We start from the raw sequence: 24,443 nt of genomic DNA on the forward strand, positions 1-24,443 counted from the left end.
AGCAGAACATTGGACCGTCGCAAGAGACGATCCAATGTTCATGGGTAGATCCATTATTACCCTTTGACCAAAAAGGCGTTCAAGTCATCCACCACTTTGTTAACGGCCTGAATACCAAGTCCGCTCAGCCAGTATTCCCATTCAACCGGATGGACGGCATTGTTCTGAGCGCCCTTCAGCGTCGCCCATAGGGCGCTTTGTTCCAGCTTGGCGAAAGCATCAGGCTCGCGGTTGAACCACAGAATAACGTCGCCATCCAGATCAGCAATCTGCTCTTCTGTCACATCTTTGGAGAAGCCGGCATCAGACTGCGATGCAGGGCGTACAATGCCCGCGTCTTCCATAATCGTACCTACGAACGTTTCTTTCAAGTATACTTGAATTTTATCCGCTCGCGGACGGAACAGCGATACTTCTATAGCGTCCTTGCCCCTCAAAGCTGTCTTGAGTTCCTCTATCCGCTTTCCGTAAGCGTCTAGCAGCTTTTGTCCTTCATCAGCCTTGTTCACTGCATCCGCATAAAGCTGCAAGTTTTTCTTCCAAGTAACACCGAGTGTCTCAACAAAAACAGTAGGTGCGATTTGGCTTAATTGAGCGTGAATGCCGTCATGCGTATCTTGGTTCCCGATAATCAGATCCGGCTTAAGCGCATCAATCGCTTCCAGATTCGGTTCATTCACCGTTCCGATGTTCGTAATTCCTTCCGTCCCCTTCAAATAAGACGGGTAAGGATCGCCAGCCGTCAGAATGGACGGCGCTCCGATCGGCTTAACGCCAAGCTCCAGCAAATTGTCGAGCGCTCCGATATCCAGCACGACGATTTTGCTTGGACTTCCCGGAACCTCAACATCACCGTAAGCGTCTTTAATCGTACGCGTTTCTGTACCGCCAGCTGTATTGCCCTGTTGAGTCGCCTCAGGCGTTGCTGATGCACCTGCTCCAGTGTTCGACCCTTTCGTTTCGCCCTTCCCGCAAGCCGCCAGCAGCAGCACCAAGATCATTGCCATCACGATCATCGTCACCGATTTGTTGCCGCTTAACCCATTTCTCTGTACTTGCATACCCTCTCATCTCCCAAGTCTATTTAATAATGATAATCATTATTAATTATAGGAACGACAATTGGGAATGTCCATGCAGTATCCTTATAATGTCATGCACTATTCTTAAGAGCGATGCAAGAAATACCATTTTTTATTCAAATTACGATTACATTGAATTCAATAGCTGATCATCAGCCGCTATAGCATCAAAAAACGCAACCTGCATCAGGTTGCGTCTTATTCTTTATCTGCGTGATTTAGTTTTTGCCGTGGAGCCTTAAATGAAGCTGCCGCACTTCCTCCGCAAGCTCAGGTACCGGACCTTCCACGACGGCATCCCGAATGACCTCCCCAATCGACAGGTTACGGACGCGCGATGGAGCAACTCCCAGCTCATCCAGCCATCTTGCCAATTGCTTCGATGAGCTCGCATATACAATTCGTCCCAAACCCGCCCATCCGTGGGCGGCAGCACACATCGGGCAATGTTCGCCCGACGTATAGACGGTCGCCCTCTCTCGTTCTTCGATCGTCATATTCTGCGCCGCCCAACGCGCCAGCGCAAATTCCGGATGCTGGGTATGGTCGCCGCCAGCTACATGGTTATGATCTTCCATCAGTACTTCCCCAGAGGAGGAGACCAATACCGAACCAAATGGCTCATCGCCCGCTTCCAGGGCAGTCTTGGCCAGCTCCACGCAGCGCCGCAAAAACCTCATATCCGTATCATCAATCATCATAATACTCCCGTCCGTCTATTCGTATAAAATCATGGCAAAGTTTCTAGTAATAATTGTCCTTCTGATTTCAATTCCTGAATAACTTCTTCCACCGGCCGATTATTTTCAATGATTTGAAGGAAGGCTTGGCGAACGAATTGGGAAAACTTCTGAGTAAAATCAGAAGTAACCTGGCTCTGAGCATTTACAAATGCGATATTGTTCAACACTTGCTCCACATCTACGCCCCCGACTTGCCCAATGTACTTCGTACGGGTTGAGATATATCCATCTGCATTCTGTTTTTGTGCAGCCCATTCCTCGCCAGTAATATACTTGATGATTTCCCACGCAAGTTCAATATTTGGGGAATTAGCATTAATGCCAAAAATATCAACAAAAGCGACATCATTATAATTGTTGCTGCCCGCCACAGCAGGCAAAGGTATCGCTCCCCATCCGTTCTCGATTTGTCTTAATGAACCAATTGTATCTCTACTCATGGCGATTTTAGATTGCTCCTTTTGTGCAGGAGCAGCATCTAATCTTAGAATGCCGTTTTGATACGCTGTTGCCGCTACCTGAAACACATCCATCCAAGATGGAGAATCAATAGTCAATTGTTTGCCATCATTGCTGATCCATTGTAATCCCGCTTTCTCGCCCAAATATCTCACAAATGCAAATGGATCGTTCTCCTCAAGCACTTCAAGCCCAATGATATCATCTTCTTGTGGAAATAAGCTTGCTGTTACTAATAACTCATTCCATGTGATGCTCTCCGACGGTAATGTTATCTGATATTTCTGGAACAACTCTGTATTGTAAATGATGCCTTCAAGTTTAAAATAAGGTGAAACTCCCATTAATGCAGTCCCATCTTTCCATAGAGGCAACAATTGAGGATGAAAGTCTGCTGGATCAAAATCACCCTTTGTTAAAGACTGGAGATTAGTTAATAACTGTTGTTCCATAAAATACGTGAAGGTTTGATAATTGTAGGCAACCAAAATATCCGGCTGATAGGTATTAACGAATGTATTCAGCTCAGTCGGATTACGATAAGCCTCAAATGGAATTTCAACAATCTCTATATCTACATTTGGGAATTTTCCTTTTAGAAGATTCCCATATTGCGGCATGAAGCCATTTTGATAAAGATAGGCCACCTTTAAACTCCCAGATTGCTTCTCAAAATGATCCCCTTTAGAGGAGCAAGACGTTAATAAAATGACCAGGACAACGGATATAGTTAACCACTTTCGAAACCTCATTTCCCTGACGCTCCTTCCGCTAACAAGGCCGCATCCAACGCTTCTTGCCACCGCTGTTGCATATTCACCACAGACTGTTCAACGGTTTGATCGCCACTTGCAGCTAGTTCAACCTCTTCTTCACCAATCTTCATAAAAGGATCCAAAAATGCTGCTGGCCACTTAATAGACTTGCCACTATTGATGGCTTCCGTAGCTTGATAAAAGGCGCTAATGTTTTTATCCCCGATCTTTCTCGCAGCAGCTGGTCTGGAAGATAAATAACCATACCCAAGATCATGTTGGTTATTTAGGCGTAACATAGTAGACCCACTATGCATAAAGGACAATAACTCCCATGCATCCTGAACGTTCTTGCTGTATGTAGTCATAGCAAAAATTTTGTTCATATCTGGAATAAAAGCACCATTAGGCTTATTTCCATTGGGAATATAGGCAACAAGATCCCATTCAAATTCAGGTTTATTGGGTGAAGTACTGTTCTGAATAAGCTCCAATTGTTCTGCCATACTATAGTCTGCTACAACCATAGCGGCCTTACCAGCGGCAAATGCATTGTTTTTGAGCCAAAGTTCAGTATATTGATCCTCAGAGAAACTTGGAGGGAATAGCTCTGCAATAACTTCTACCATTGCTCCAGACTGAAAACTCTCAATCCCCTTAGTCCACATATTTTTCCATGATTCCGTATCAACGGTTACTTTTTTTCCTGTTGAATCAATTACCCTCAAGCCATTTTGAAAGCCGATGTATCTGACATAGTTAAATTTATTCGTATATGGCTTGTTAATGTATGTGCCAGAATACCCCTCGCCTGACGGAAAAAGCTTTGCCAGATCAATCATCTGCTCCCATGTAACTGCACTAGAAGGAACTGGTATATGATTCAAATCAAATAAGGTTTTATTATAATATAACGCAGTACCTGGAAAATACGGGGTTAGCCCATACAATCTTCCTTCACCTTCTAGGCGTAATGCCTCAATTACCGGAGCATACATATGATCAATATCAAATGAGGAGCTTTGGATATAGCTATCCAACTCTATCAATTGTCCTTTTTCAACTAATTCAACCAAATGGCTGCTGTATAGCTCAACGATATCGGGCTGAACATCATTCATAACTTTAATAAGATCATTGATTGTTTTATAGGCTTCATGCTGGGTGTAATTAATGACTCGCAAAGTGACATGCGGGTACTTCTGTCTAAACATATCTCCATATGCCTTATCGAATTCTGTCGTGCCAGATCCATATAATACGGTCAATGTAACCGGATCCTTGACCAATTCTTTGGTTGAACACGCACTTCCCATTAACGCCACAACTAACATACATAGTAGGACTGTAAACCAACGCTTCATATGCAACCCCCTATCAACGGATAGAAAAAAGACCTCTATCATCTATAATTTACTTTATCACCCATAAAGATCAAAATCAAATTTTCATATTCCAACAGGACCCAATTAACTCTTGATTTATGTGAAAATGAATGATAGAATCCACTTAAACAATAATAATGTATGATAATGGATTTATTAGGAGGTTATCATGGTTAATAGTACTTTTTCCCATTCGTCTAACGAAATGAAAAAGCTCCCAGTCAACTCCGAGATACCCGACATCACACTAATAGAATCAGATCCACCGCAATCCCTCCATCCGCTCGTCACTGATCATCTCCTACTCATGTTAATAAGTACAAGCTGCGAGATTTGTGCAGATGCGCTTGAAGCACTGGATGAGTACACCGGTCACTATCCCACACTTAACGTCGTCATTTTAATAGACAGCACAGAGGAGAATATTCAGGTTATTAAACAAGCTTTTGAAGGTCGTGCACGCGTATTCAAGTATTCCATTCAAGATATGGTAAAGCATCTGCAGTCTAATTCCGTTCCATGGGGATATGCAGTGGATGCATCCAGACGTATTGTTTCCAGCCAAAATATAGGCTCCCATCAATTGCTAAGAGAAACTTGTCAACCGATCCTCCCGTGTTTCAATGGTGTTCATGAATCTTAACAGCATTATTCGCAGGGTCTTATCAGGCTCATACTGGACAATTGCCATACTAAGCTTGTTATCAGTCATTCTAATTGGGACTGCCGCTTATACCATTAAATTGACTGAACAGTTTTTCGATGCATTCACAAATAGCCATAATAATTACAAATTCATTGTTCAATTAATTGTTATCATGCTTCTACTCAAGCTAACTCAGCTTTGTATGGAGCAATTTCGCCAGTACCTAGAACAAAAAATGACCATCCAAATGAACCGACTTCTGGAGTATCAGTTAATTGATTTGATTCATTTAAAAACGGTAACAAAGTTAGAAACGCCTCAGTACCAAAATGATTTCAACTTTCTTCGAAGCACTTTTTTTTCAATATCCAACTTAATTATTACTTTCATCCAATTTGCTCATCAAATTATATTATTTCTGACTTATAGCATTATACTAATCAACTATATATGGTATTTACCAATTATTGTGACCCTTTACTGTCTGCCTCATTTCTTAAATGAAATCAAAATATCGAAATTAAATCATTCATATACAGAGAACACAAGCCAATTGTCTAGAGAGAAGCTAATGTTGTTCGAGACATTAGTACGACCCCTAGCCCAAAAGGAGCTCTTAATCTTTCAAAGCAAATCGTTTTTCTTACGAAAGTGGGATAACATTTCTCTAAAATCAATTAAATGGGAAATTAATCATCAGAAAAAAATTTATATGAAACGACTTCTCTTTGCAATCATCGAACCTCTGGGTTTTGTCGTTATCCAGATTCTTTTAGTACGAAGTGTTATCGCTGCCGAGTTAACAATAGGTCAATACATAGCTATTACTACCGCAGTTGCCATGCTTCAATCCACATTATTTGCTATTGGACAATATTTTGGAAGAGTCAAACAAACCTACCTGACAAGTCTCCAGCTTCAACAGTTTATTACAAAATACTTTCCGTCTACCTTCACATTACACGCTCATGATATTAAGTTGGCTTCTCCCATTGAAGAAATTGTAATAAAAGATCTCACATTTCAATATCCAACGACGGATAAATCCGTTATTAAAAATATAAATCTAAATATTAAAGCAGGTAATTGCATAGCAATTGTAGGAGAAAACGGCTCTGGAAAGTCTACTTTAGGCAAAATTTTAATTGGGTTATATGATGTAACGCCTGGGGCCCTCTATATCAATAACACTGACATAAACGATATCAATCACCTTAGTCTCATTCACCAGATGACTATGGTCTCACAGGATTTTGTCCGATATCCAATCTCGTTGGAGGAAAATGTTATTTTGGATTCTCCATCGAAAGAATCTGAAAAAAAGTTAATTGAGCTTTCGGAAAAATACCCTGAGCTATTCCCTGATGAAGTTTCAAAAGAAACGATACTTGGCTTGGAATTCATTGGATCTCGACAGCTATCTGGAGGCCAATGGCAGAAGATTGCAATTGCCAGAGCCCTATACAAGGATTCACCTCTTCTATTGTTAGATGAAGCTACCTCTGCGCTAGATCCAGAAACCGAACAATCGATTATGAATTCCGTTATTAGAAATCGAAAATGGAATAGGCAGACTACTCTTTTCATCACACATCGAATGCCTATCTGTCAGATGGCTGACCAAATCATTGTCTTGCACAATGGAGAAATCGCAGAGATCGGAACACATCAAGAGCTTATTCTAGCTGAAGGAAGATATTATCGGATGTTCATGACTACACACGAAAACAATGAGGTGAATACTAATGGGGACAATCAACTTCAAGGAACTGTTCCAACGCAATACGCTGCTCGATAACGAGTATAAAATTGGTGATTTTTTACCAGAATCAATCACGTTGCTACATCCCAATAGTGATAACCCGGTTCTGCTAGCCTATATCTCGTTGACCTGTAAGTCCTGTGTTGATATGCTGCCAACTCTAATTCCAGCATTCAATACGTATCCAGGCTATGTTCAATTATTTACGGATGGAAACCAGGAAGAAAACAGAGAACTATCCCATCACTTCCAGCCAAATTTTCCGATCCTTTCTTTGTCCCCGGATGAACAAAGAAATGTTCATAAGGTTTTTGCTACCCCCTTCCTATACAGGTTGAACAATAATAGAGTCATTCAAGATTGCGGTATTATTCATTCCATCCATGATTTAAATCGGATCATAAATCAGAGCTGATACGTTCACGACGAGTTGACATGAAAGGAGGTGAAAACTATGGCTTGTCAGGATACACATACAAACTGCTACGGCAGCTGGGAATGTCAAACTTCCAGCACTTGTACGTCGTCTCAAAGAATCTCTTATCGTAATGTTTTCAGACGTTGTGTGGATACTTCTAGCGGCACTTATACTTGTGTATACACACACACCGAATATGGAAATTGCTGTGGAAATTAATTCCAAACCATTTTCCGACAGTATGTAATGAAATGAACAAAACCCGTAAGCTCCTCACTTCTTGTGAGAGCCTTACGGGTTTTTACTATCCTTATTAAGACTATATTGAAGAACAGGAAAAATATCTTTTTGAACAGGAATTGACAGCCAATCTCCTTCGGTGGTATATTGTGCATACACAACATACACAATTTTGGAGCGGAGGGAACCACATGCTGGCTTTAGATATTCGTAACTTAAGTAAGAAATATGAGCATTTCCATCTCAAAAACGTTTCTTTCCAATTGGAAAAGGGTTATATCATGGGATTCATCGGAGCCAACGGCGCAGGAAAAACAACGACCATCAAGGCTATTCTGAATTTAATCCGGATGGATAGCGGAGAAATTCATATGATGGGCAAAAACATGATTCAGCACGAGGTTGAATTGAAGCAGGAGATTGGCTCTGCCTTTGGAGATATCAACTTCTATACCCGCAACAAGGTCAAGACGTTAACGAATGTAATCAAGCGGTTCTACAAAAATTGGGATGACGACACCTACTATAAGTACTTGAAGAAGTTCAACCTGATCGAGGACAAAAAAATCTCCGAGTTATCAACCGGTATGAAGGTCAAATACAGCTTGGCCATTGCTCTGTCGCATGGCGCGAAGCTACTTATTCTGGATGAACCAACTAGCGGACTCGATCCTGTCGCCCGGGACAATCTGCTGGATATTTTCCGAGAGCTGGTGCAGGACGGCGAGATCAGTATCCTCTTCTCCACCCATATCACATCCGATCTGGAGAAATGTGCAGATTACATCACCTTCATTCATAACGGAGAAATCATCAAGAGTGCGGAGAAAGAAGAATTTGTAGATTCGTATCGTTTGCTTAATGGCAAGAAGGAGCAGCTGGATCTGGTCAAGGATCAGCTCATTTCCTACAAAACCAATTCATTCGGTTTCACCGGATTGATTCATACGAAGGACTTTGATCCGTCTATGAATGTGAAGTCAGCGATACCGAATCTGGAGGAGATTATGATTTATTGCTCTAGGAAGGAGGGTCTGCAAGATGTATAACTTGTTAATGAAAGAATTCAAGATTGGCGTAAGTCCTTTCTTCTACGTACTGCCGTTTTTGACTGGCGCGTTGATGCTTATTCCGGGGTGGCTATATTTCCTGGTCATCCTCTACTTCTGTTTCATTACGATTCCGAATATGTTCGGAGGGTATAAGAGCCAGAACGATCTGATCTTCACTAGCATCATGCCGGTTACAAAAAGAGATATGGTGAAAGCAAGAGTCTCCTTTATCGTCATTCTGGAGCTGCTGCATATCGTTGTTGCCATGATCTATGGCGTGTTCACGCTGCGTTTGTATCCAGATATGGTGTACCTTTTTTTCAAGCCTTCCTTTGGCTTCTGGGGACTATGCTTCATCATGCTGGCGATCTTCAACCTGATTTTCATCTCCATGTATTATAAGACGTCGTATAAATACGGTGCGGCGGCATTTGCAGCGAATACAGGTGCAATCTTGTTTGCTGGAAGCGCCGAATGGCTTGCTTTGCAAAACTCGTATGTGTTTGATCTGTTCAAAGGCGCTGGTACCGAAAACACGGGTGTTCACCTGTTAATCTTGCTTGCAGGCATCGTCATATTTGCGCTATTTACGTTTATCGCTTATCATATTGCCAACAAACGGTTTGAGAAAGTGGAAATGTAATGAATATCGCAATTTCGAATACATCGGAAAAACCGATTTATCAGCAGCTTTTCGAGCAAATCAGCGCTCAAATATTGAAGGGTGAGCTGGAGAGCGGGTACAGCCTACCGCCGATACGGCAAGCGGCCACAGAGCTTCGCGTCAGTATCATTACGGTAAAGAAAGCGTGGGAAGAGCTGGAACGGCTGAAGTTGATCTATACAGTGACGGGCAAAGGCTGTTTTGTTGCCGAGCTCTCCCCTGATGAGATGCTTCAAAAGCGCAATGAAATGATTTTAAAGCAAATGGCTATTGATATTGATTATTACAAATCCTATGGCCTGACGATCGAGGAAGTATTCCAGCTTATGAAAAACATTTATTGAGAACATGCTATTGCGTGCATCACGGTCATTGGTAAAAGGTCGAGCTTCCTTGAATGGAGGCTCGACCTTTGCTGTTGCTTCCTATCAGCCTTTCCACTTTAACTTTTAAAGTCCCTGTAATAGTAATAACCTGATGATAATGCTCCCACCAGCATCGTTAAAACGCCGCAAGAATAAATAAGTTGTTTGAAATACACTGCCGATCCATCCGGAAAGGTGGCCGCTACTAGTAAAACGAGGAGTGCTATAAACATCTTATTAGTCACATTAAGCCGGATCTGCAGACTATATTCATCCTTCTTGCCAATCTTGTTCAGAAAAATGGTGTACATAATCGCGCTTCCAAAGCCAATAACACAAAGAATTCCGATAAACAAATTAAAATTGTCCGAAACGGCCAGCCATTGATCCACATGTTTATACATCTTTATTTCCTCCCTTTGTGTATGTAAAAATTCCATCGATACTTACCTCAAAAAAATTCGCAATCCGATAAGCCAGCAACAGTGATGGAATATAGTTATTTTTCTCCATAACAAATATAGTTTGTTTCGATACGCCAACAACATCTGCCAGCTCGCTCTGAGACATTTTTTTAAGTACCCTGTACTCATAAACTTTGTTCATAATGCAATCGGTACTTTTCTTCAAAATTTGTCATCTCCTTCCAACATTATTTTAAAGTATAGTTTTAAAAAAGTAAAGTTTACTTATACTTTTATTTTATCGATCTTGCCGTACAGTCAAAAAAAAACGCAGACCCAGACCTTACGGTTCTGAATCTACGCTTTTAATTGGCTGAAATGCACTGCCGTAAAGCAATTATTTGGTGCGACCATAGAAATAGCTGTACCTATCTGACTTGCCGAGTTGGACAATCTCTGTTGCGTCAATCAGCTTAACAGCTTTCATCCTATCGCCGCCCCCACAAATCCCGATGACTCTCCATCCAGGTAGAAGTGGCCTGAGAAGAGTCTTTGAAGTCAGGCAGCCTGAAATGTCCCCCTGTACTCCCTTCTACAATCAATGCATCCCATTATACGGATGAACGATGCCCTTCATCTCCGGTTCATTAATGTTTATGAAGGCTTGAATATTCAGAGCAGTCTACTGACTCAAAACTTACTCGCTGGCCACATTTTATTCAACGAATATATTTCACTTATCCATAATAGGAAGGAAATGGTCGGATTTGTTGACCTCGACTGATACGGCTGATTGACGAAATAAAGTTTATATACTAAACTATCCTCATGACAAACGAATCGAATTACCCAAACCAGGAAATAAACCAAGGGAGCAAAAACTTAGGGCGATTGATCATGCAGCTTAAACGGCTGGAGCGTCAACCGCATACATTCGGCAGCGCGGGCAACTTGACGCCTAGCGAGATCCATACCATAGATGCCATCGGTTACGATGGGGCCGTACTCATGAGTGAGCTCGCAGCCCGACTTGGCGTGACGAAGGGTGCGATTACACAGCTTGTTGATCGTCTAGAAGCCAAGCAGCTAGTGATGCGCTCGCCACATCCGCATGATTCAAGAAGCTCCATCCTATCGCTCACTGAAATCGGAAAGGAGGCTTATAAAGCGCACGAAGCCGTGCACTTCTCATTCTACGATCAGCTAAGATCGCAGCTCAGCGAACAAGAGATCAAAATATTCGAAAAGAGCATTAGCATTTTAAACGACATGTTGAGCAAATAAATTTTTTTGACCATTTAGTTTAGTAAATAAACTAAATAGGTGTGAAAGGAGCTTTGTATGATCCCCACTGAGCAATCCAAGTTAAAAGTGACAGAGAAACAGGCCTTTTGGTTTTTAATTACGATTTGCCTGGGAGCCTTTATGTCTCATTTTACAGCTGGCATAGTGAATGTATCGCTGCCTTATTTGGAGACGATTTTCCAAAGTCCATTGAACAGTATTCAATGGATTACGACTTCATACTTGCTTGTGATCACAGCACTTCTGCCTATTATGGGGAAGCTGGGAGATCGTTATGGGCATGGCCTTATTCATAATTTAGGATATTTGTTTTTTACATTAAGCACGATCCTGATCGCTGTATCTCCCAACGTATATGTCCTAATGTTCTTTCGAATTCTCCAAGCGATTGGTGCGGCTATGTTTCAAGCGACGAATATCGCATTGCTCAGCTTCTATTATGGGAAAGAACAAAGAGGTAGAGCCCTCGGCATCATGAGTTCTGTCGTCGCTATGGGCGCGATGACCGGTCCGATTGCTGGCGGACTTATTGCAGAGTGGTTAAGCTGGCAATGGCTCTTTCTCATCCATCTGCCCGTTGCGGTCGCAGCAGTTGGGCTAGCCTATCGGTTCATCCCTATACAGCGTCTCAATTACGCCCCGAAATCGATAGATCCAGTCGGCGCATTGTTATTTTTCATTGTTATTGCAGCTATGATTTATGGTTTATCCAGCGTAAATACTCATGGTTGGCTTTCCATCAACATCATTTTGGCTTTTATTACGGGAGGCATCGCGCTTGCACTTTTCCTGCTGAGGGAGTCGCGTCAAGCCAATCCTTTTTTACCCATTCAAGTTTTAAGTATCCCTTCCGTTTCCGTTGGTTTAATAACAAGTTTTATTACCTTTTTTCTCATTAACACGGTTTTAGTTGTCATGCCATTTTATTTATCCCATATGACCTCATACACTCCCTTGTATGTTGGATTGATCATCACGGCTTATCCCCTGTTATTTGCTGTGACTAGCCCGGTTGCAGGATATCTATCGGATCGATTCAACCTCAAACTATTTCTGTTCATCGGGTTAAGTTGTATCGTGACGGGGCTCACCATCTTTACTTATTTCCTCGTTGACCTGTCGACCTTTAGTTTGGTTACCGTACTCGCCTTGATCGGGATAGGCATGGGTTGCTTGGCTGCTCCCAACAACAGTTACATCATGCGGGAAGTGCCCCTTACGCATGCCGGTTCGATTGGAGGCTTGATTGCATTAACACGCAATGGGGGCATGTTTTTGGGCGCTGTATTAGGTCTCGGTATGTTAAGCGGGCGTACGGGACAACCCCCGTCTTACACTGACTTCGGATCGATTTTTAAAGTTAGCGTCATAATGGGCTTATTGTGTTTTGCAGTACTGGGATATGGTGTCTTTTCAGAACGTCAAAAAAAACAAAATGACTTACAGTTGGAGGAATCATCATGAAAAGAGATAAAATTGTAGTTATAGGCGGGTACGGACATGTGGGACAAATCATCTGCAAAGAGCTCGCCCTTAGCTATCCAGGCAAGGTGTTTGCCGCAGGAAAAACGCTAGCGCGTGCGGAGGCATTTAGCCGTTCTACGGATGGTCGAGTTCAACCGATGGAAATCGATATTCGTGAAGCCCCTGACTCTGAGCTGTTATCTAGTATTAATCTTGTCATCATGTGTCTGGATCAACAAAACACGGCATTTGTTCAAGCCTGTCTACAGCAAGGCATTCGATACATTGATGTCTCCGCTGATTATCGATTCCTGTCTCAAGTGGAGCGGCTTCATCCCTTAGCTGTCTCGAACGGTGCAACTGCAGTCCTTAGTGTTGGTCTTGCACCTGGACTAACTAACCTTCTGTCGCTTCAAGCCTCAAGGCTCCTGGATTCGACGGAGGAAGTTCACATATCCCTCATGCTGGGGCTAGGAGATTCTCATGGCAAAGCAGCGATCGAATGGACCATTGACAACCTGCGGCGCAACTTCAGCACGATGAAGCAAGGTAAAGAAATACATCATTCAAGCTTCACTGATGGTCGTAAAACCAACTTTGGCGACACGTTGGGTTTCCATACCGCGTATCGATTCAATTTTGCAGACCAGCATATATTGCCGCGAACCCTGCAAGTTCCAGACGTTTCAACACGACTTTGCTTTGATCAAGCCTCAATGACCCGACTAATGGCTCTTCTAAAAAGGTTTGGCTGTCTTAAAATGCTGAACATACCCTTCATACGAGATTTAGCCGTCAAGCTATTCGGATCGATGAAGATAGGAGAGCCCATGTATGCATTGAAGGTAGATGCTCTCGGCAAAAAACAGAATCAGCCTGCACATGCTGAATGCTTCCTGCAGGGTTCCCATGAATCCGAGGTAACTGCCAAAGTAGCTGCAGCCTTGGCCAAGCAGCTCTACACTTCCACCGAACTCTCGCACGGCGTCTATCATATTGAAGAGTTGTTCCAATATGAGTTTTTCGAAGAGGCATTGCACGGTATAGCCCGCATGTCCTCTCGCGTCAATGTTGGAAATTCATCGATAAGACTACAGTAACTGGCAGATTACTGGCTCACTTACTAAAGAAACGGTTTGAAGGGATTGCTGAAGTTGATGGTACTCATTTGTTCCATTCGCTCTCATCAAGATATCTATTCAAACCCATATTAAATTCAAACACATAGAAAGACCCGTAGAAAGGCACTTCTTTAAAAGTGTCTATTCTACGGGTCACCGTTCGTTTACTATTATTTCTTAAAGATTCTGAAGGGAGCGCCCACAGGTAGAAAAACACGTCCAAAGTGTGTGTTCAACACGGCAGCTCCGCATCCGTAGAAGGACACAATAGCGATGGCCAGCTCAGAGTAAGCCGCCAAGGAGTGGAAAGCGCCGTTCCCTACACCAAATGAATCCAGGATCAAACCAATAAACAAGAAATCAATTAATACAAAGATGGTGAACAACACTTTATTGGTTTCCATGGCGCCAATGGTCATAAAGAGCGTGAAGATCAGATAACCAAGAAAGACGAAGCCTAGCTGCTTCACATCGAGTCCAGATGCAAGCTCCGGACCAAAAACACCTAATTTAATGAACCAGCTTGATGCCATTCCAAACCAGAAGAAGGCATAAGCTCCGAACGCTGTCATTCCAAATGTGTTGTTGTGCTTGGCATCTTGAATACAGGCGAAGAGCTGAGCGAATGCACCGAGAAAAATAGCCCAAGGTATAACATAACCCAATCCAGAAGTGATACCCAGCTTTTGCGATGAAGCAACGAGCGTGACGATGGCCAGACCGAATAATCCAATTGCACTAGGGTCTGCTGTTACCATTTTTACATTTTGATGCGACTGTGATGTCATAAACTAAGAAGCCTCCGATATAAAAATAACAAATGAACGACCTATTTTATCACATATCAAACAAACTGAATATATCCGTATCTATATTGTCACATTTGATGCCCAAATACTGGTTTTGCAACTCCCATGCACAGTTCTCCCGTCGGCTGCGCTAGGTATTTACTAACGGACGGGGTTGTCTAAATGGATAAATTTTAACTATGCAACTTTTCTTATGAACTTACGTCGATAAATGTGAAATCCGAGTTTGGAGGGAATACATTGAAAAAACGAACTTGTATCGGTTTCATTTTGGCGGGATTGTTAGTAGTCATGGGCTGTAGCCATAAACAGGAGGTCCAATTAGAACAGAACCAAGAGATTACATCTGCTAAAGAGGAGCCGGAGGCAACTTATATCAATGAAGAAGAATATACAGGAGATGAGCTTGAGATTGTTAGGTTGCTCAATAAATTAGTAACTGCATATATGGATAATGATCAAGAAACGTACCATTCATTGTTGCTAGCTGATGATCTTCATGGACTAAAAAGTAGAATGGATAGCCCAAGGGTAATTATCGGTTTTTATGAGTTAGAATTTATTGGCACCGAGTCGGGGGGAATGACAGTTTCAGTAAAGGAAATATCTAGAGTATCCAGATCCTATTTGCTGAGAATCGAAGAGTATAATGTATTTTACCATTTCAAAAGAGAAGATAAAGAGTGGAAATTAGCCTTTACAACGGATTGGATCTAACGGGTGCACGAATATCCCCACGAATCGATTTCTCTTGTTGCCCATACAAAAACACCCACAAGATTATCCCCATATCTTACAGCATGGTTCAATCTCTTGAAGGTGCTTATTTACTGCATTTTTCCTGCATCCGCTAGAGGCTGCTGCCCTCTATTCCCTCTACTTCTACACCAGAGCATCAACCTCGTGGCGTTCAGGTATCGAGGTCTGCGCTCCTGCTCTCGTTACGGCGATTGAAGACACTTTTGTGGCGAAATGGATGGACTCACGTACGCTCTTGCCCTCGGATAAGCCTACGGCAAAGGCTCCAACAAAGGTGTCGCCCGCAGCCGTTGTATCTACAGCCTTGACCGCTCGAGCCGGGACATGAACCGCTTCACTTGCATTCACCAGCAAAGCTCCGTTGCCGCCAAGCGTTACAATGACATGTCTGACCCCTTTGGCAAGCAATTCCCGTGCCGCAGCTTCCGCCTCAGCGACAGTATTAACAGGCAACCCGCTCAGCTTCATCAGCTCAGTCTCATTTGGGATCAGATAATCCAATTGGGCAAGCACATGATCGGGAATTGAATCTGGTGCGGGCGCCGGATTTAAGATAACGGTCTTCTGATGTTTTTTCGCCAAATCAACAGCTTCATATACTGCTTTATGGGGAATCTCCATCTGCAAAATAACCATTTCTGCTTCCTTAATCTGATCCTCATAGGATAAAATGAAATTTTTATTGCAAAGTTCATTGGCACCCGCCAGCACCACAATACTATTGTCTCCCTCATCATTCACTTGAATAACGGCTAGGCCCGAAGATGCTCCAGCTACAAGGTTGATCCCTTCCGTTCGGACACCGGCCTGATTCAAATTTGTGATGAGTTGGGCTCCGAATTCATCCCCGCCAACTTTGCCCAGCATAGTCACATTCGCCCCTAGCTTCGCAGCGGCAACGGCTTGATTCGCTCCCTTGCCACCGGGCACTCGTTCCATGGATCTGCCGAGCAAAGTCTCGCCGACCTGTGGAATATAGGGAACACGAAGCACCAGATCCATATTCAAACTGCCGATGATTAAAATATTACCTGCTCCCATAGGTTACTCTCCTTTATGGCCAGCTCTACTATACAAAGCTAAACCCAGGCTAGCCTAATATTCGATCCAATACTAACTCATTAAATCGGGCATATTCAGCTTCTGCCGCAATATTGATTTCAGGAAGATCGCTCCAGACATGATGATGTCTCGTATCCAGTACCGTCATGCCCAGCGTCAAATGTCCCTTCGTCTCCACACCCACTCTGCCACGAATTGTGCGTATTAATGTTTCATCGATTGCAGCTGCAACCGCCATCGAATCAATGAGCACGCAATACGATTCAAAACCGCGATTTGCAACAAAGTTAATCATGTTGAGTAAGAAAGCCGCCTCTGCCTTGTCGGATTGACGCAATCTCTCCAAATCTACTTCCGTGAAATTCACATCAAAATGAGTTGCTACATCAAGTCCAATCGCCGTCATTGGAATGCCGGAGCTGAACACCATTTCCGCGGCCTCGGGATCGACGTACACGTTCCACTCGCTTTGCGGATTGTCCCCCGTGGCGTTCGCAGTTGCATATTTATTTAAACCAAAGGCGCCGGCAATGGCGTATATCCCTTTGACCATGTCTTTTATTTCCGGACATTTGATAAGCGCCAGCGCAATATTGGACAAGGGGCCGAGCGCTAGCAGATAGAGCTCACCGGGATAAGCTTTGATCGTTTCAATGATCAAATCAACTGCATGACTATCATCCAGTTGCTTAGAAGGCGCCGGCAAAAAAGCTTCAGCCTGGCCGTCGCTTCCATGGGTGAACGGATCGGAAGCCAGCGCGCGTACCAAAGGCTTAGCAAGCCCCCTTGCCACGGGAATATCTTCCCTGCCAATAAGCTCCAGCGTTTTCAACGCATTGACGCTCGTTACGTCTACATGATAGTTGCCGGAGACAGTCGTAATCGCTTTAACATCGAGCTCCGGACTTTTGCAAGCCAGGATTAGTGCCAATGAATCGTCCATTCCGGGATCGCAGTCGATCAACACTTTTTTAGTCATTTAGTTTTCCTCCCTCATTTTATTCAACAGCTCTATAGCGTCCTGCCGCAACCCTTCATTCAGCCTTAGCGGCACTCCCTCTTGACGCAGACAAATCGATGCCGAAATACTGCCGATTATACCCGCCTCATAAGGCGAATACCCTTCGCAAATTCCGAATAGAACACCTGCGGAGGAGCTGTTCCCCCCGCCAGTCGCATCAATCACATCCAAGTCTGGCACTACAGGCGCATGAACAACCTCTTCCCCGCTGATCATAAAAGCCCCTCTGGCGCCATCCCTCAAAAAGACAAGCGGTGTATCCCAAGCCGCAAACTCCGCAATGATTTCTTCTACATTATCTTTGCGCAGCAGTGATTGCGCTTCCGTCCTATTAATTGAGAACATATCGACTCGTTCAGCAATCTGTCTTACCGTAGAGATCAAAGCATAATCCGCCGAATCGGCATTGATTTCCCACATCAGCTTAAAGCCGAACTTTTGCTTCAAGGCATCGATCTCATCCCAAAACGCCAACTCCGCTTCTTTGAAAATGTAGATACCCTTCACACCCGGCCGCAGCGCCTCTCCAATGTCGGCAGCGGAAGCCTCCATACTGCGATAATGCTCGGCCCCATAGGCCGGCGTCTCTTGCCGTTCTCCATCCTCGAAGTACTTGACCAACGTTTTCGGGGTATGCTCGTCCTTCACGATGAGATGCTGTGTGTGGAGACGGTTCGTCTCAAACCAGGCTCCGTGAGTTTCTACAAAATCTGCTCCTACCCCGGTTACAAGCGCAACGTCATCCGTCCAAATCTTCGCCCCAACGAGCCCATAGGTGCCCGCTCCGCCAAGGCTGACCGTTGGCGCAGTCGTCCCGTACTGATAGGTTTCATCCGTTACTGCCGTTGAGACGATTACGTATTTCATCGCAATTGCTCCTAACTTTAATGAAAATCACACGTTACACCCGATCAATGATAAATCCGTCCGCGACCATCGTACCCGCTTCCATCAGAAAACCTGCAGAACCGCCAGCATACAGCCTCTTCTCATCCCTTGCCGCTGCAAGCTGCTGCCCGTCTACCTCCAGAGTCAAATGGTTGTCGCGAACGGTAAACTTCGCATTATACATTCTGTCCTCTTCATATGGGAACGGTACGGAGGCCAATACTTGTATATCGTCATCCCTCCGCGCGATAATGGAGACACGATTGCCGCTCTCGAATACGGCTGCGTAATATCTTCTATGGCCATTGCTTCGAGCCACCAAACCTGCCTTGTCATGCAGGCTGAACGACAGTCTGGAAGCCACGGAATAATGATCCCAGTCCCTAGAGCCGATAGTGACCAATCCGTTCTTCTCATGATGCGAAATGCAGAATGTGTATTTGAAATCTGCCGCAAAATGCTTGGCTGAGCTTGTCCAGGTTTGCAGCCAGAACGGATGGGTATGCCAGATTGAAGTCATCATCATTCCTTTTTGATAAAACCGGCTAGGCGCTCCATTCCAATCGACATCTTGAATGACGATGCTTCCATTAAAGCGCTGATCTGTACTCCATTCATAACCCAATCTAAAGATCGGCATCCCTCTTGTATCTGGAATCTCCCATTCCAGAATCGATTCGCCCTGTTCTAACACTCGTTCATCCGCATAGACGGTTTTTATGGAATCGTCGATATCATAATAAAGAGCGTATTGCCTTACACATATAGCTGCTCCGCTGCCATTAACAAGTGTCGAATAGACCGTTTGGCCGGAATAAAGCGTTGGACTAGCTACCGTCGAGAAGTTTTTGGCCAGCTTGTCAAAGTCAATAAAGGTCGGTGTGGATACACGCGCGACCGTTCCTTTAGCCAAATCAGCGAACGTTACGAGTAGCCCATTATCTGCGGCAGTTTCATTCCGATTGGATAACCGGACAACATCCACTTTATGTCCGTATTGCGGGCATGGCTCGAAGCCTTGTGTGGATCCTTTAAAGGAGAAGTCATATTTCTTATGCACCTTGTCGTAGCTTAGTCCCTTCAGACGATAGCTGGCCTCCACAATCTTGAGAGCTTCCTTCACTGCATCTGTCACAACCGAGCCGCCATCCGCAGTCACAACATACATCAAATCGGAGACAGGTTTCCTGAAATTCGCCCCTTGATTTATGCCTGCCAAGCCTAGACGGATGCCATTCAGACAGCCCACATTGCCGGCATTGCAATCGGTATCCCACCCGGCGGAGGACGCAATCATAATCGACTTCTGAAAATCATCCCCGCCCAGCAATAGTGACGCAATGACCATCAAGTGGTTGGGTATGATATGGCAGCAGCCCGGATACACCTCATAGCCGTATTTGGGATTCATATATTCCCTTACCTTGCGCCAATCGCTCACACGTGAGCAAACATACCTCACATCCTGAATGGCTGAAATCAAGTGTTCGCTGGTCAAATAAGCCATGCCCTTGTCGAGCAGCACATCCAGGTTTTTCTCCGAGAAGGCCATCGCCTGCATCGCGCCAAGGAAACAGGCTGCTTCTACCGCCATGCCGTCATGGCTTACGCTTGCCGATTCCTTAATAAGCTTAACGGCGAGATCAGGATCATCCGGACAAGCCATAGCGATGGCATCGATGAAAATTTGCGCGCCGATTTGTTCAGCGAGTGTCGTTCCATTGCTGGCGATTGAGCCGCTCATCGGCGCCTCCACTCCATTTTTCAAACGTAGAAACGCCGTATGCTCCGTGGATCGCCCGAGACCTCCCCACCAAAGAACGGTTTTGTCCTCAATAATATAGTTGAGCCATGTTTGGCCGAAGTTCTTGGACGTTAAATTTTGATAATCGTAATCATGAAGGGTCTTAAAGAAGCCGAATGTGCCGGAAATATCATCATCCGCAACAACCAAAGGAACGCCGCATTCTTCATGCACATAATAATGAAGCTCGCCAAACTCCTGCTGAATTTTTTCATAAGCCCAGCCTTCAACCGGCCTCCCGAGATAGACTCCAATGATCTTCCCCAACACGCCGGCATAGATCGCTTCCGAATAATCCTTAACTGCCTCCGTCATCCGCTCTCCTCCTCCGATTCTCATCAGCACAAAGCTTCTATCTTAAAACCATTTGCCAGAATCGCACCTGACTGTACGATGAAACCCGCGCCGCCAGCCCTGTACTCATCATCTTCAGCAGAAAGAACGACCTTCTCGTTCACCGCTACTTGGAGCGATGATCCTTTCAAATGGAACGAAACGTCATACCTCGCATCCCACTGCAGATCAAAACTCGTCGAAGCAAGCTCTATCACTTGATCGTCTTTATGCTTGCAGATGCGTATGTGATCCTGCGAAAACAGAGCGGAATAGAATCGGCGATGACCCTTAGCTCTTGCTACCAGACCTGCCGACTCCTGATTCGTAAAAATCAGCTGGGAAGACACGCTATAGTTGTCCCATTCCAGACTGCCGATTGTCGCAACGCCATTGGCCGTACTATGCGAGATCGAGAACGTTTCCGCAAAGTCCGGGTTAAAATTATCGATAGAGCTCATAAACGATTTGATCCAGGTCGTGTTGGTCGTCCAGGGCGTCAGGCTGGGCGTTAAATCTATCGCTTTTTTCATAGCGAAATGTTTGGGCGCACCCTTCCAATCTATCGACTTCACGATGACGCTGCCATCCAGACGCATATCGCTGGTCAGCTCGATTCCGAAACGATAAATAGCATGACCGTTTGTATCCGGCAGCTCCCAGCTCAATGAATTCATCCCTTGCCGCAGCGTATACGCAGGACTGACATATTTCACAATCTGGTCCTCCTGCCCGTACACGTCGATGAACATGTTGCATAAAGGAGTCTGCTCCTCTGGAAGCTCTAGCTCCATATGGACGGTTTGTGTAGCATACAAACTCGGAGAGGCCAGCACCTCAAAGTAACTGGTGCCTTCCTTCCCTCTGGACTCCAGCTCGATAAACGTATCTACGCTTACTGCGGCAAAGTTACCTCTGGCTAATTGGTTGTATGCAATGACTAATCCATGATGGTTTTCCTCTACTGTGTTCAAGTTGTAGACTTGCATCTCAGCCGGCTCTTCGAGAGTATCCTTATAGGGCATAAATCCTTGCGTTGAGCCGGGATACTCGAAGGCATACCGTTGTGAAGGCAAAGCAGCTTCGACTAGTGAGCCCGACAGCACCTCCGCAGCTCTTACGATTTTCCGCGTTTCTATGACCGCGTCAGTGATGCAGCTTCCGCCATCGGCCGACACGACATACATACGGTCGCTTACGGCTTTTCTGAAGTCCGGCCCTTGGTCGATCCCTGCCAGTCCGAGGCGAACCCCATTCAGACAGCCGACATTTCCGGCATTGCAGTCCGTATCCCAACCGGCGGAGGAAGCGATCATGATCGACTTCTGGAAGTCATCTCCCGCCATGAGCAATGACATCATCACGACAAGATGGTTCGTGACCATCGGACAACTGCCGGGATATTTGTCATAGCCGTGATGCTCGGCAATCCAGTCGCGAACCGTGCGCCAATCGGCGGCTATCCGGCATTGTTCCCGCAGTTCATTCACGAACTGCGTTAGCAACGTATGGTTAACCTGAGCAAGTCCTTGATCGATTAGCACATCCAGACTTTTCTCCTCGAACGCGGCCGCTTCCATATAAGCAAGCAGGCATGCGGCATCTACCGCAATCCCGTCATGGCTGACACTTGCTGCTTTCCTGGCCAGTGCCATCGCCAGCTCAGGTTGATTTGGACAAGCCAGAGCCCACGCGTCAATAAAAATTTGCGCACCGATCTGCTCGGAAATACTTCGACCATTCAATTCGCTTGAACCGCTTCGAGGAGCGCGAATCCCCTGTTTCAATCTTAGATAGGCCGTATGCTCCGTTGAGCGAGACAATCCGCCCCACCATAGAACCGTTCTGTTCTCAATAATATAATTCAGCCAGGTATCGCCTATCTGGGCTGCCGATAGGTCTGCCTCATACTGATTGTCCTCCAAAGCGCGGAAGAATACGAAGGTTCCGGAGATATCGTCATCAGGAACGATCAGCGGAACACCGACCTTGCGGTTCACAAAGTAATTGACGTCCTGGAAGGAATCTCTTATTGCCTCGTATGTCCAGCCTTCGATTGGTCTGCCCAGGTACACTCCGATCATTTTGCCGAGAACACCGGCATAAATCTGATTCTTATAGGATGAAATGGATATTTTCATGCTTCACCTCACAGATTATCCTTTGACTGCACCGCTGACCAAGCCGTCAATAAAATATTTCTGAACGATCAGGAAGAAAATGATGAGCGGCGCGATCATGATGACCGAAGCGGCCATCATCAAGCCTTGATTTGTGTTGTACGTGTTGTTGAGCGACAGGAAACCTAATGTAGCCGTAAAGCTGTTCTGCCCCTGCAGAAACGTAGAAGTAACGAGAAACTCATTCCAGGCAGCGATACCAACAATAATGCTGACAGTTAACAGTCCCGGACGTACAAGCGGGATCATGATGCCCGTTATCAGCTGTCTAGTCGTAGCTCCGTCAATTCTGGCCGATTCCTCCAGCTCGCGGGGAATATTCATAAAAAAGGATTTCATAAGAAAGATCGCGAGCGGCAAGTTCACAGCGCCGAGGATAACCCCGACCGCGAACACATTGCCTAGCAGTCCCAGCTTCGCCATTACAAAATAGAGCGGGAACAAGAACAATTGGATAGGCACGGTCATAGCCACCATGAAATAAACCGTAACAAACTTCGTTCCCTTAATCCGATTGCCAGCGAGTACATAACCGGCAAGAGATGCGGCGAACAATACGATAAGAATTGTCGTGCCCGTCAGCAAAATGCTATTGATGAAACCTCTGCCAAAATTAGCGGCCTCCCAAGCCTCGGCATAATTGGAGAAATGCCAGGTTTCCGGCCATGACAACGGATTTCTCACAATTGATTTCTGATCTTTAAAGCTGTTCAGCAACACTAGAGACAAGGGAAGCAAGGCGCTCAATGCGAATAGGATCAGTACCGCATGCGATAGGATAGAGCCGCTTTTCTTTTTTCCTGACATACTGTTGTTCATATCATCACCGCCTAACCTTTCAAATCATTTTTGCTTAACCAAATATACAAGCAGGATGCAAGCAACCCCATAATACTCATAAACAGGGCAACGGATGCTGCCTTGCCTACCTGGAACGCCGAGAATGCAAATGTGTAGGCGTAGGTGCTGAGCATTTCCGTCGAGTGAGCCGGGCCGCCGCCTGTCAACAAATACACATAGTCAAAGGTCAAGAATGAGAAAATGATAATCATCACCAGCATGATGCTGAACGTTGGTTTGATGGACGGGAAATATACGAATTTGAACAACTGCCAGCTATTGCAGCCTTCCAACTGCGCCGCTTCGATTTGATCACCCGGCGTTTGTCTGAGTGCGGCCAAGTAAACGACCGTCAGGAACCCCCAATAGTGCCAGATGTCTACGGAAGCTACCGCGTACAGTGCTGTATGGACAGAGGATAGCGGTGAAGTTATAGACATGCCTAAGCTGTTTTTTAAATACCCCACTACCCCCGATACCGGATTAAAAATAATGTTGAGCCAGAGCATGGCATTGGTTGCCGGTGCTAATACGTAAGGGAATAGGAATATCAGCTGGTACGCGCTTCTGCTTCTCTTGCGTCTAAGCAGCAAGATCGCTGTCAACAGACCGATCACAACGGGAACGGTAATAAACATGATGGTCCACTGCGCGTTATTGAATAATGATTTCCAAAAAATTCGGTCCTCAAAGATTTCCTGAAAATTCTGCATCCCGATAAAGCTTGGCGATACGGCGACTCCATCCCAGTCCGTAAACGCTACAAGCAATGTCAGCAACCCTGGAATTAAGACGATTAACAGACTCAACAATAGAGACGGCGCTATTAATAAATAATTTGTAGCTTTTCTCATCTGCATCTCTTCTCCTCTATACGCCTGC

General features: G+C 44.9%; 23 protein-coding genes. 9 read left to right on the forward strand and 14 right to left on the reverse strand.

The genetic code is table 11. From position 1 onward, the window contains the following. Positions 1-56 precede the first annotated feature (56 nt). The 4 genes from DX130_RS12165 to DX130_RS12180 form a co-directional block, all read right to left on the reverse strand. Complete coding sequence (locus DX130_RS12165; RefSeq protein ID WP_116045512.1) at positions 57-1,061, reverse strand: ABC transporter substrate-binding protein; 1,005 nt, start codon at positions 1,059-1,061, stop codon at positions 57-59. A gap of 239 nt (positions 1,062-1,300) precedes the next feature. Continuing rightward, positions 1,301-1,780: a nucleoside deaminase gene (locus DX130_RS12170; RefSeq protein WP_116045514.1), complete on the reverse strand. Its 480-nt coding sequence runs from the start codon at positions 1,778-1,780 to the stop codon at positions 1,301-1,303. A gap of 32 nt (positions 1,781-1,812) precedes the next feature. Further along, positions 1,813-3,036: an ABC transporter substrate-binding protein gene (locus tag DX130_RS12175; protein ID WP_116045516.1), complete on the reverse strand. Its 1,224-nt coding sequence runs from the start codon at positions 3,034-3,036 to the stop codon at positions 1,813-1,815. After that, on the reverse strand, positions 3,033-4,403 hold the full coding sequence (locus DX130_RS12180; protein WP_165861239.1) for an ABC transporter substrate-binding protein: 1,371 nt from the start codon (positions 4,401-4,403) through the stop codon (positions 3,033-3,035). The genes DX130_RS12175 and DX130_RS12180 overlap by 4 nt, the downstream gene beginning before the upstream one ends. A gap of 190 nt (positions 4,404-4,593) precedes the next feature. Between DX130_RS12180 and DX130_RS26200 the strand changes: the two genes are divergently transcribed. The 5 genes from DX130_RS26200 to DX130_RS12205 all read left to right on the forward strand — a co-directional run bounded on the left by DX130_RS26200 (position 4,594) and on the right by DX130_RS12205 (position 9,550). Further along, positions 4,594-5,067 (forward strand): hypothetical protein, encoded by a 474-nt coding sequence (locus tag DX130_RS26200; protein WP_133297920.1) that lies wholly within the window; start codon positions 4,594-4,596, stop codon positions 5,065-5,067. Continuing rightward, positions 5,057-6,868 carry an ATP-binding cassette domain-containing protein gene (locus tag DX130_RS12185; RefSeq protein ID WP_165861240.1) on the forward strand — a complete coding sequence of 604 codons (1,812 nt, stop codon included), beginning with the start codon at positions 5,057-5,059 and terminating at the stop codon, positions 6,866-6,868. The genes DX130_RS26200 and DX130_RS12185 overlap by 11 nt, the downstream gene beginning before the upstream one ends. An 813-nt stretch (positions 6,869-7,681) precedes the next feature. After that, positions 7,682-8,539, forward strand: a complete 858-nt coding sequence (locus DX130_RS12195; RefSeq protein ID WP_116045523.1) for an ABC transporter ATP-binding protein — start codon at positions 7,682-7,684, stop codon at positions 8,537-8,539. Next, positions 8,532-9,185, forward strand: coding sequence for an ABC-2 transporter permease (locus DX130_RS12200; protein WP_116045524.1), 654 nt, complete (start codon positions 8,532-8,534; stop codon positions 9,183-9,185). Before DX130_RS12195 ends, DX130_RS12200 begins: the two co-directional genes overlap by 8 nt. Beyond that, positions 9,185-9,550 (forward strand): GntR family transcriptional regulator, encoded by a 366-nt coding sequence (locus DX130_RS12205; protein WP_116045526.1) that lies wholly within the window; start codon positions 9,185-9,187, stop codon positions 9,548-9,550. The genes DX130_RS12200 and DX130_RS12205 overlap by 1 nt, the downstream gene beginning before the upstream one ends. Positions 9,551-9,648: 98 nt before the next feature. Here DX130_RS12205 and DX130_RS12210 read toward each other — a convergent pair whose 3' ends face one another. Beyond that, a complete protein-coding gene (locus tag DX130_RS12210) occupies positions 9,649-9,975 on the reverse strand; it encodes a hypothetical protein (RefSeq protein WP_116045528.1) in 327 nt (108 codons plus the stop codon). Beyond that, on the reverse strand, positions 9,968-10,204 hold the full coding sequence (locus tag DX130_RS12215; RefSeq protein WP_420818520.1) for a helix-turn-helix transcriptional regulator: 237 nt from the start codon (positions 10,202-10,204) through the stop codon (positions 9,968-9,970). Before DX130_RS12215 ends, DX130_RS12210 begins: the two co-directional genes overlap by 8 nt. Positions 10,205-10,872: 668 nt before the next feature. Here DX130_RS12215 and DX130_RS12220 point away from each other — a divergent pair. Genes DX130_RS12220 through DX130_RS12230 form a run of 3 tightly spaced genes read left to right on the forward strand, consistent with a single transcriptional unit; the run spans position 10,873 to position 13,844 of the window. After that, positions 10,873-11,259, forward strand: coding sequence for a MarR family winged helix-turn-helix transcriptional regulator (locus DX130_RS12220; RefSeq protein WP_240644447.1), 387 nt, complete (start codon positions 10,873-10,875; stop codon positions 11,257-11,259). Positions 11,260-11,316: 57 nt separating this feature from the next. Further along, entirely contained in the window at positions 11,317-12,744 is a 1,428-nt protein-coding gene (locus tag DX130_RS12225; protein ID WP_206098795.1) for an MFS transporter, read from the forward strand. Continuing rightward, complete coding sequence (locus DX130_RS12230; RefSeq protein WP_116045532.1) at positions 12,741-13,844, forward strand: saccharopine dehydrogenase family protein; 1,104 nt, start codon at positions 12,741-12,743, stop codon at positions 13,842-13,844. Before DX130_RS12225 ends, DX130_RS12230 begins: the two co-directional genes overlap by 4 nt. 191 nt (positions 13,845-14,035) lie before the next feature. On the opposite strand, the gene DX130_RS12235 is transcribed toward DX130_RS12230, so the two are convergent. Further along, positions 14,036-14,653 carry an acetate uptake transporter gene (locus DX130_RS12235; RefSeq protein ID WP_116045533.1) on the reverse strand — a complete coding sequence of 206 codons (618 nt, stop codon included), beginning with the start codon at positions 14,651-14,653 and terminating at the stop codon, positions 14,036-14,038. A 261-nt stretch (positions 14,654-14,914) separates the two neighbouring features. Here DX130_RS12235 and DX130_RS12240 point away from each other — a divergent pair, with 261 nt between their 5' ends. Then, positions 14,915-15,391, forward strand: a complete 477-nt coding sequence (locus DX130_RS12240) for a hypothetical protein (RefSeq protein WP_116045535.1) — start codon at positions 14,915-14,917, stop codon at positions 15,389-15,391. Between the two features lie 165 nt (positions 15,392-15,556). On the opposite strand, the gene rbsK is transcribed toward DX130_RS12240, so the two are convergent. The 7 genes from rbsK to DX130_RS12275 are packed head-to-tail and all read right to left on the reverse strand — an operon-like array spanning position 15,557 to position 24,415. After that, on the reverse strand, positions 15,557-16,474 hold the full coding sequence (rbsK, locus tag DX130_RS12245; RefSeq protein WP_116045537.1) for a ribokinase: 918 nt from the start codon (positions 16,472-16,474) through the stop codon (positions 15,557-15,559). Between the two features lie 49 nt (positions 16,475-16,523). After that, a complete protein-coding gene (locus DX130_RS12250) occupies positions 16,524-17,474 on the reverse strand; it encodes a nucleoside hydrolase (protein WP_116045539.1) in 951 nt (316 codons plus the stop codon). Next, on the reverse strand, positions 17,475-18,383 hold the full coding sequence (locus tag DX130_RS12255; RefSeq protein WP_116045541.1) for a carbohydrate kinase family protein: 909 nt from the start codon (positions 18,381-18,383) through the stop codon (positions 17,475-17,477). A 34-nt stretch (positions 18,384-18,417) separates the two neighbouring features. Continuing rightward, positions 18,418-20,523 (reverse strand): ADP-ribosylglycohydrolase family protein, encoded by a 2,106-nt coding sequence (locus tag DX130_RS12260; protein WP_116045543.1) that lies wholly within the window; start codon positions 20,521-20,523, stop codon positions 18,418-18,420. 23 nt (positions 20,524-20,546) lie between these two features. Further along, the gene (locus tag DX130_RS12265) at positions 20,547-22,682 is read right to left on the reverse strand and encodes an ADP-ribosylglycohydrolase family protein (RefSeq protein ID WP_116045545.1); all 2,136 of its coding nucleotides are present in this window, start codon (positions 22,680-22,682) and stop codon (positions 20,547-20,549) included. 15 nt (positions 22,683-22,697) lie between these two features. After that, on the reverse strand, positions 22,698-23,540 hold the full coding sequence (locus DX130_RS12270; protein ID WP_206098796.1) for a carbohydrate ABC transporter permease: 843 nt from the start codon (positions 23,538-23,540) through the stop codon (positions 22,698-22,700). A gap of 11 nt (positions 23,541-23,551) precedes the next feature. After that, the gene (locus tag DX130_RS12275) at positions 23,552-24,415 is read right to left on the reverse strand and encodes a carbohydrate ABC transporter permease (RefSeq protein WP_206098797.1); all 864 of its coding nucleotides are present in this window, start codon (positions 24,413-24,415) and stop codon (positions 23,552-23,554) included. Between the last annotated feature and the right edge of the window lie 28 nt (positions 24,416-24,443).

Source organism: Paenibacillus paeoniae (genome assembly GCF_003388735.1).
Classification (GTDB): Bacteria; Bacillota; Bacilli; order Paenibacillales; family Paenibacillaceae; genus Pristimantibacillus; species Pristimantibacillus paeoniae.

Bases quoted from the DNA above. Each gene is read 5' to 3' on its own strand.
- DX130_RS12165 (WP_116045512.1), bottom strand. From the start codon at position 1,061: ATGCAAGTACAGAGAAATGGGTTAAGCGGCAACAAATCGGTGACGATG.
- DX130_RS12250 (WP_116045539.1), bottom strand. From the start codon at position 17,474: ATGACTAAAAAAGTGTTGATCGACTGCGATCCCGGAATGGACGATTCA.
- DX130_RS12225 (WP_206098795.1), top strand. From the start codon at position 11,317: ATGATCCCCACTGAGCAATCCAAGTTAAAAGTGACAGAGAAACAGGCC.
- DX130_RS12205 (WP_116045526.1), top strand. From the start codon at position 9,185: ATGAATATCGCAATTTCGAATACATCGGAAAAACCGATTTATCAGCAG.
- DX130_RS12175 (WP_116045516.1), bottom strand. From the start codon at position 3,036: ATGAGGTTTCGAAAGTGGTTAACTATATCCGTTGTCCTGGTCATTTTA.
- DX130_RS12255 (WP_116045541.1), bottom strand. From the start codon at position 18,383: ATGAAATACGTAATCGTCTCAACGGCAGTAACGGATGAAACCTATCAG.
- DX130_RS12200 (WP_116045524.1), top strand. From the start codon at position 8,532: ATGTATAACTTGTTAATGAAAGAATTCAAGATTGGCGTAAGTCCTTTC.
- DX130_RS26200 (WP_133297920.1), top strand. From the start codon at position 4,594: ATGGTTAATAGTACTTTTTCCCATTCGTCTAACGAAATGAAAAAGCTC.
- DX130_RS12230 (WP_116045532.1), top strand. From the start codon at position 12,741: ATGAAAAGAGATAAAATTGTAGTTATAGGCGGGTACGGACATGTGGGA.
- DX130_RS12210 (WP_116045528.1), bottom strand. From the start codon at position 9,975: ATGTATAAACATGTGGATCAATGGCTGGCCGTTTCGGACAATTTTAAT.
- DX130_RS12195 (WP_116045523.1), top strand. From the start codon at position 7,682: ATGCTGGCTTTAGATATTCGTAACTTAAGTAAGAAATATGAGCATTTC.
- DX130_RS12235 (WP_116045533.1), bottom strand. From the start codon at position 14,653: ATGACATCACAGTCGCATCAAAATGTAAAAATGGTAACAGCAGACCCT.
- DX130_RS12265 (WP_116045545.1), bottom strand. From the start codon at position 22,682: ATGAAAATATCCATTTCATCCTATAAGAATCAGATTTATGCCGGTGTT.
- DX130_RS12270 (WP_206098796.1), bottom strand. From the start codon at position 23,540: ATGAACAACAGTATGTCAGGAAAAAAGAAAAGCGGCTCTATCCTATCG.
- DX130_RS12170 (WP_116045514.1), bottom strand. From the start codon at position 1,780: ATGATTGATGATACGGATATGAGGTTTTTGCGGCGCTGCGTGGAGCTG.
- rbsK (WP_116045537.1), bottom strand. From the start codon at position 16,474: ATGGGAGCAGGTAATATTTTAATCATCGGCAGTTTGAATATGGATCTG.
- DX130_RS12220 (WP_240644447.1), top strand. From the start codon at position 10,873: ATGCAGCTTAAACGGCTGGAGCGTCAACCGCATACATTCGGCAGCGCG.
- DX130_RS12185 (WP_165861240.1), top strand. From the start codon at position 5,057: ATGAATCTTAACAGCATTATTCGCAGGGTCTTATCAGGCTCATACTGG.
- DX130_RS12260 (WP_116045543.1), bottom strand. From the start codon at position 20,523: ATGACGGAGGCAGTTAAGGATTATTCGGAAGCGATCTATGCCGGCGTG.
- DX130_RS12180 (WP_165861239.1), bottom strand. From the start codon at position 4,403: ATGAAGCGTTGGTTTACAGTCCTACTATGTATGTTAGTTGTGGCGTTA.
- DX130_RS12275 (WP_206098797.1), bottom strand. From the start codon at position 24,415: ATGAGAAAAGCTACAAATTATTTATTAATAGCGCCGTCTCTATTGTTG.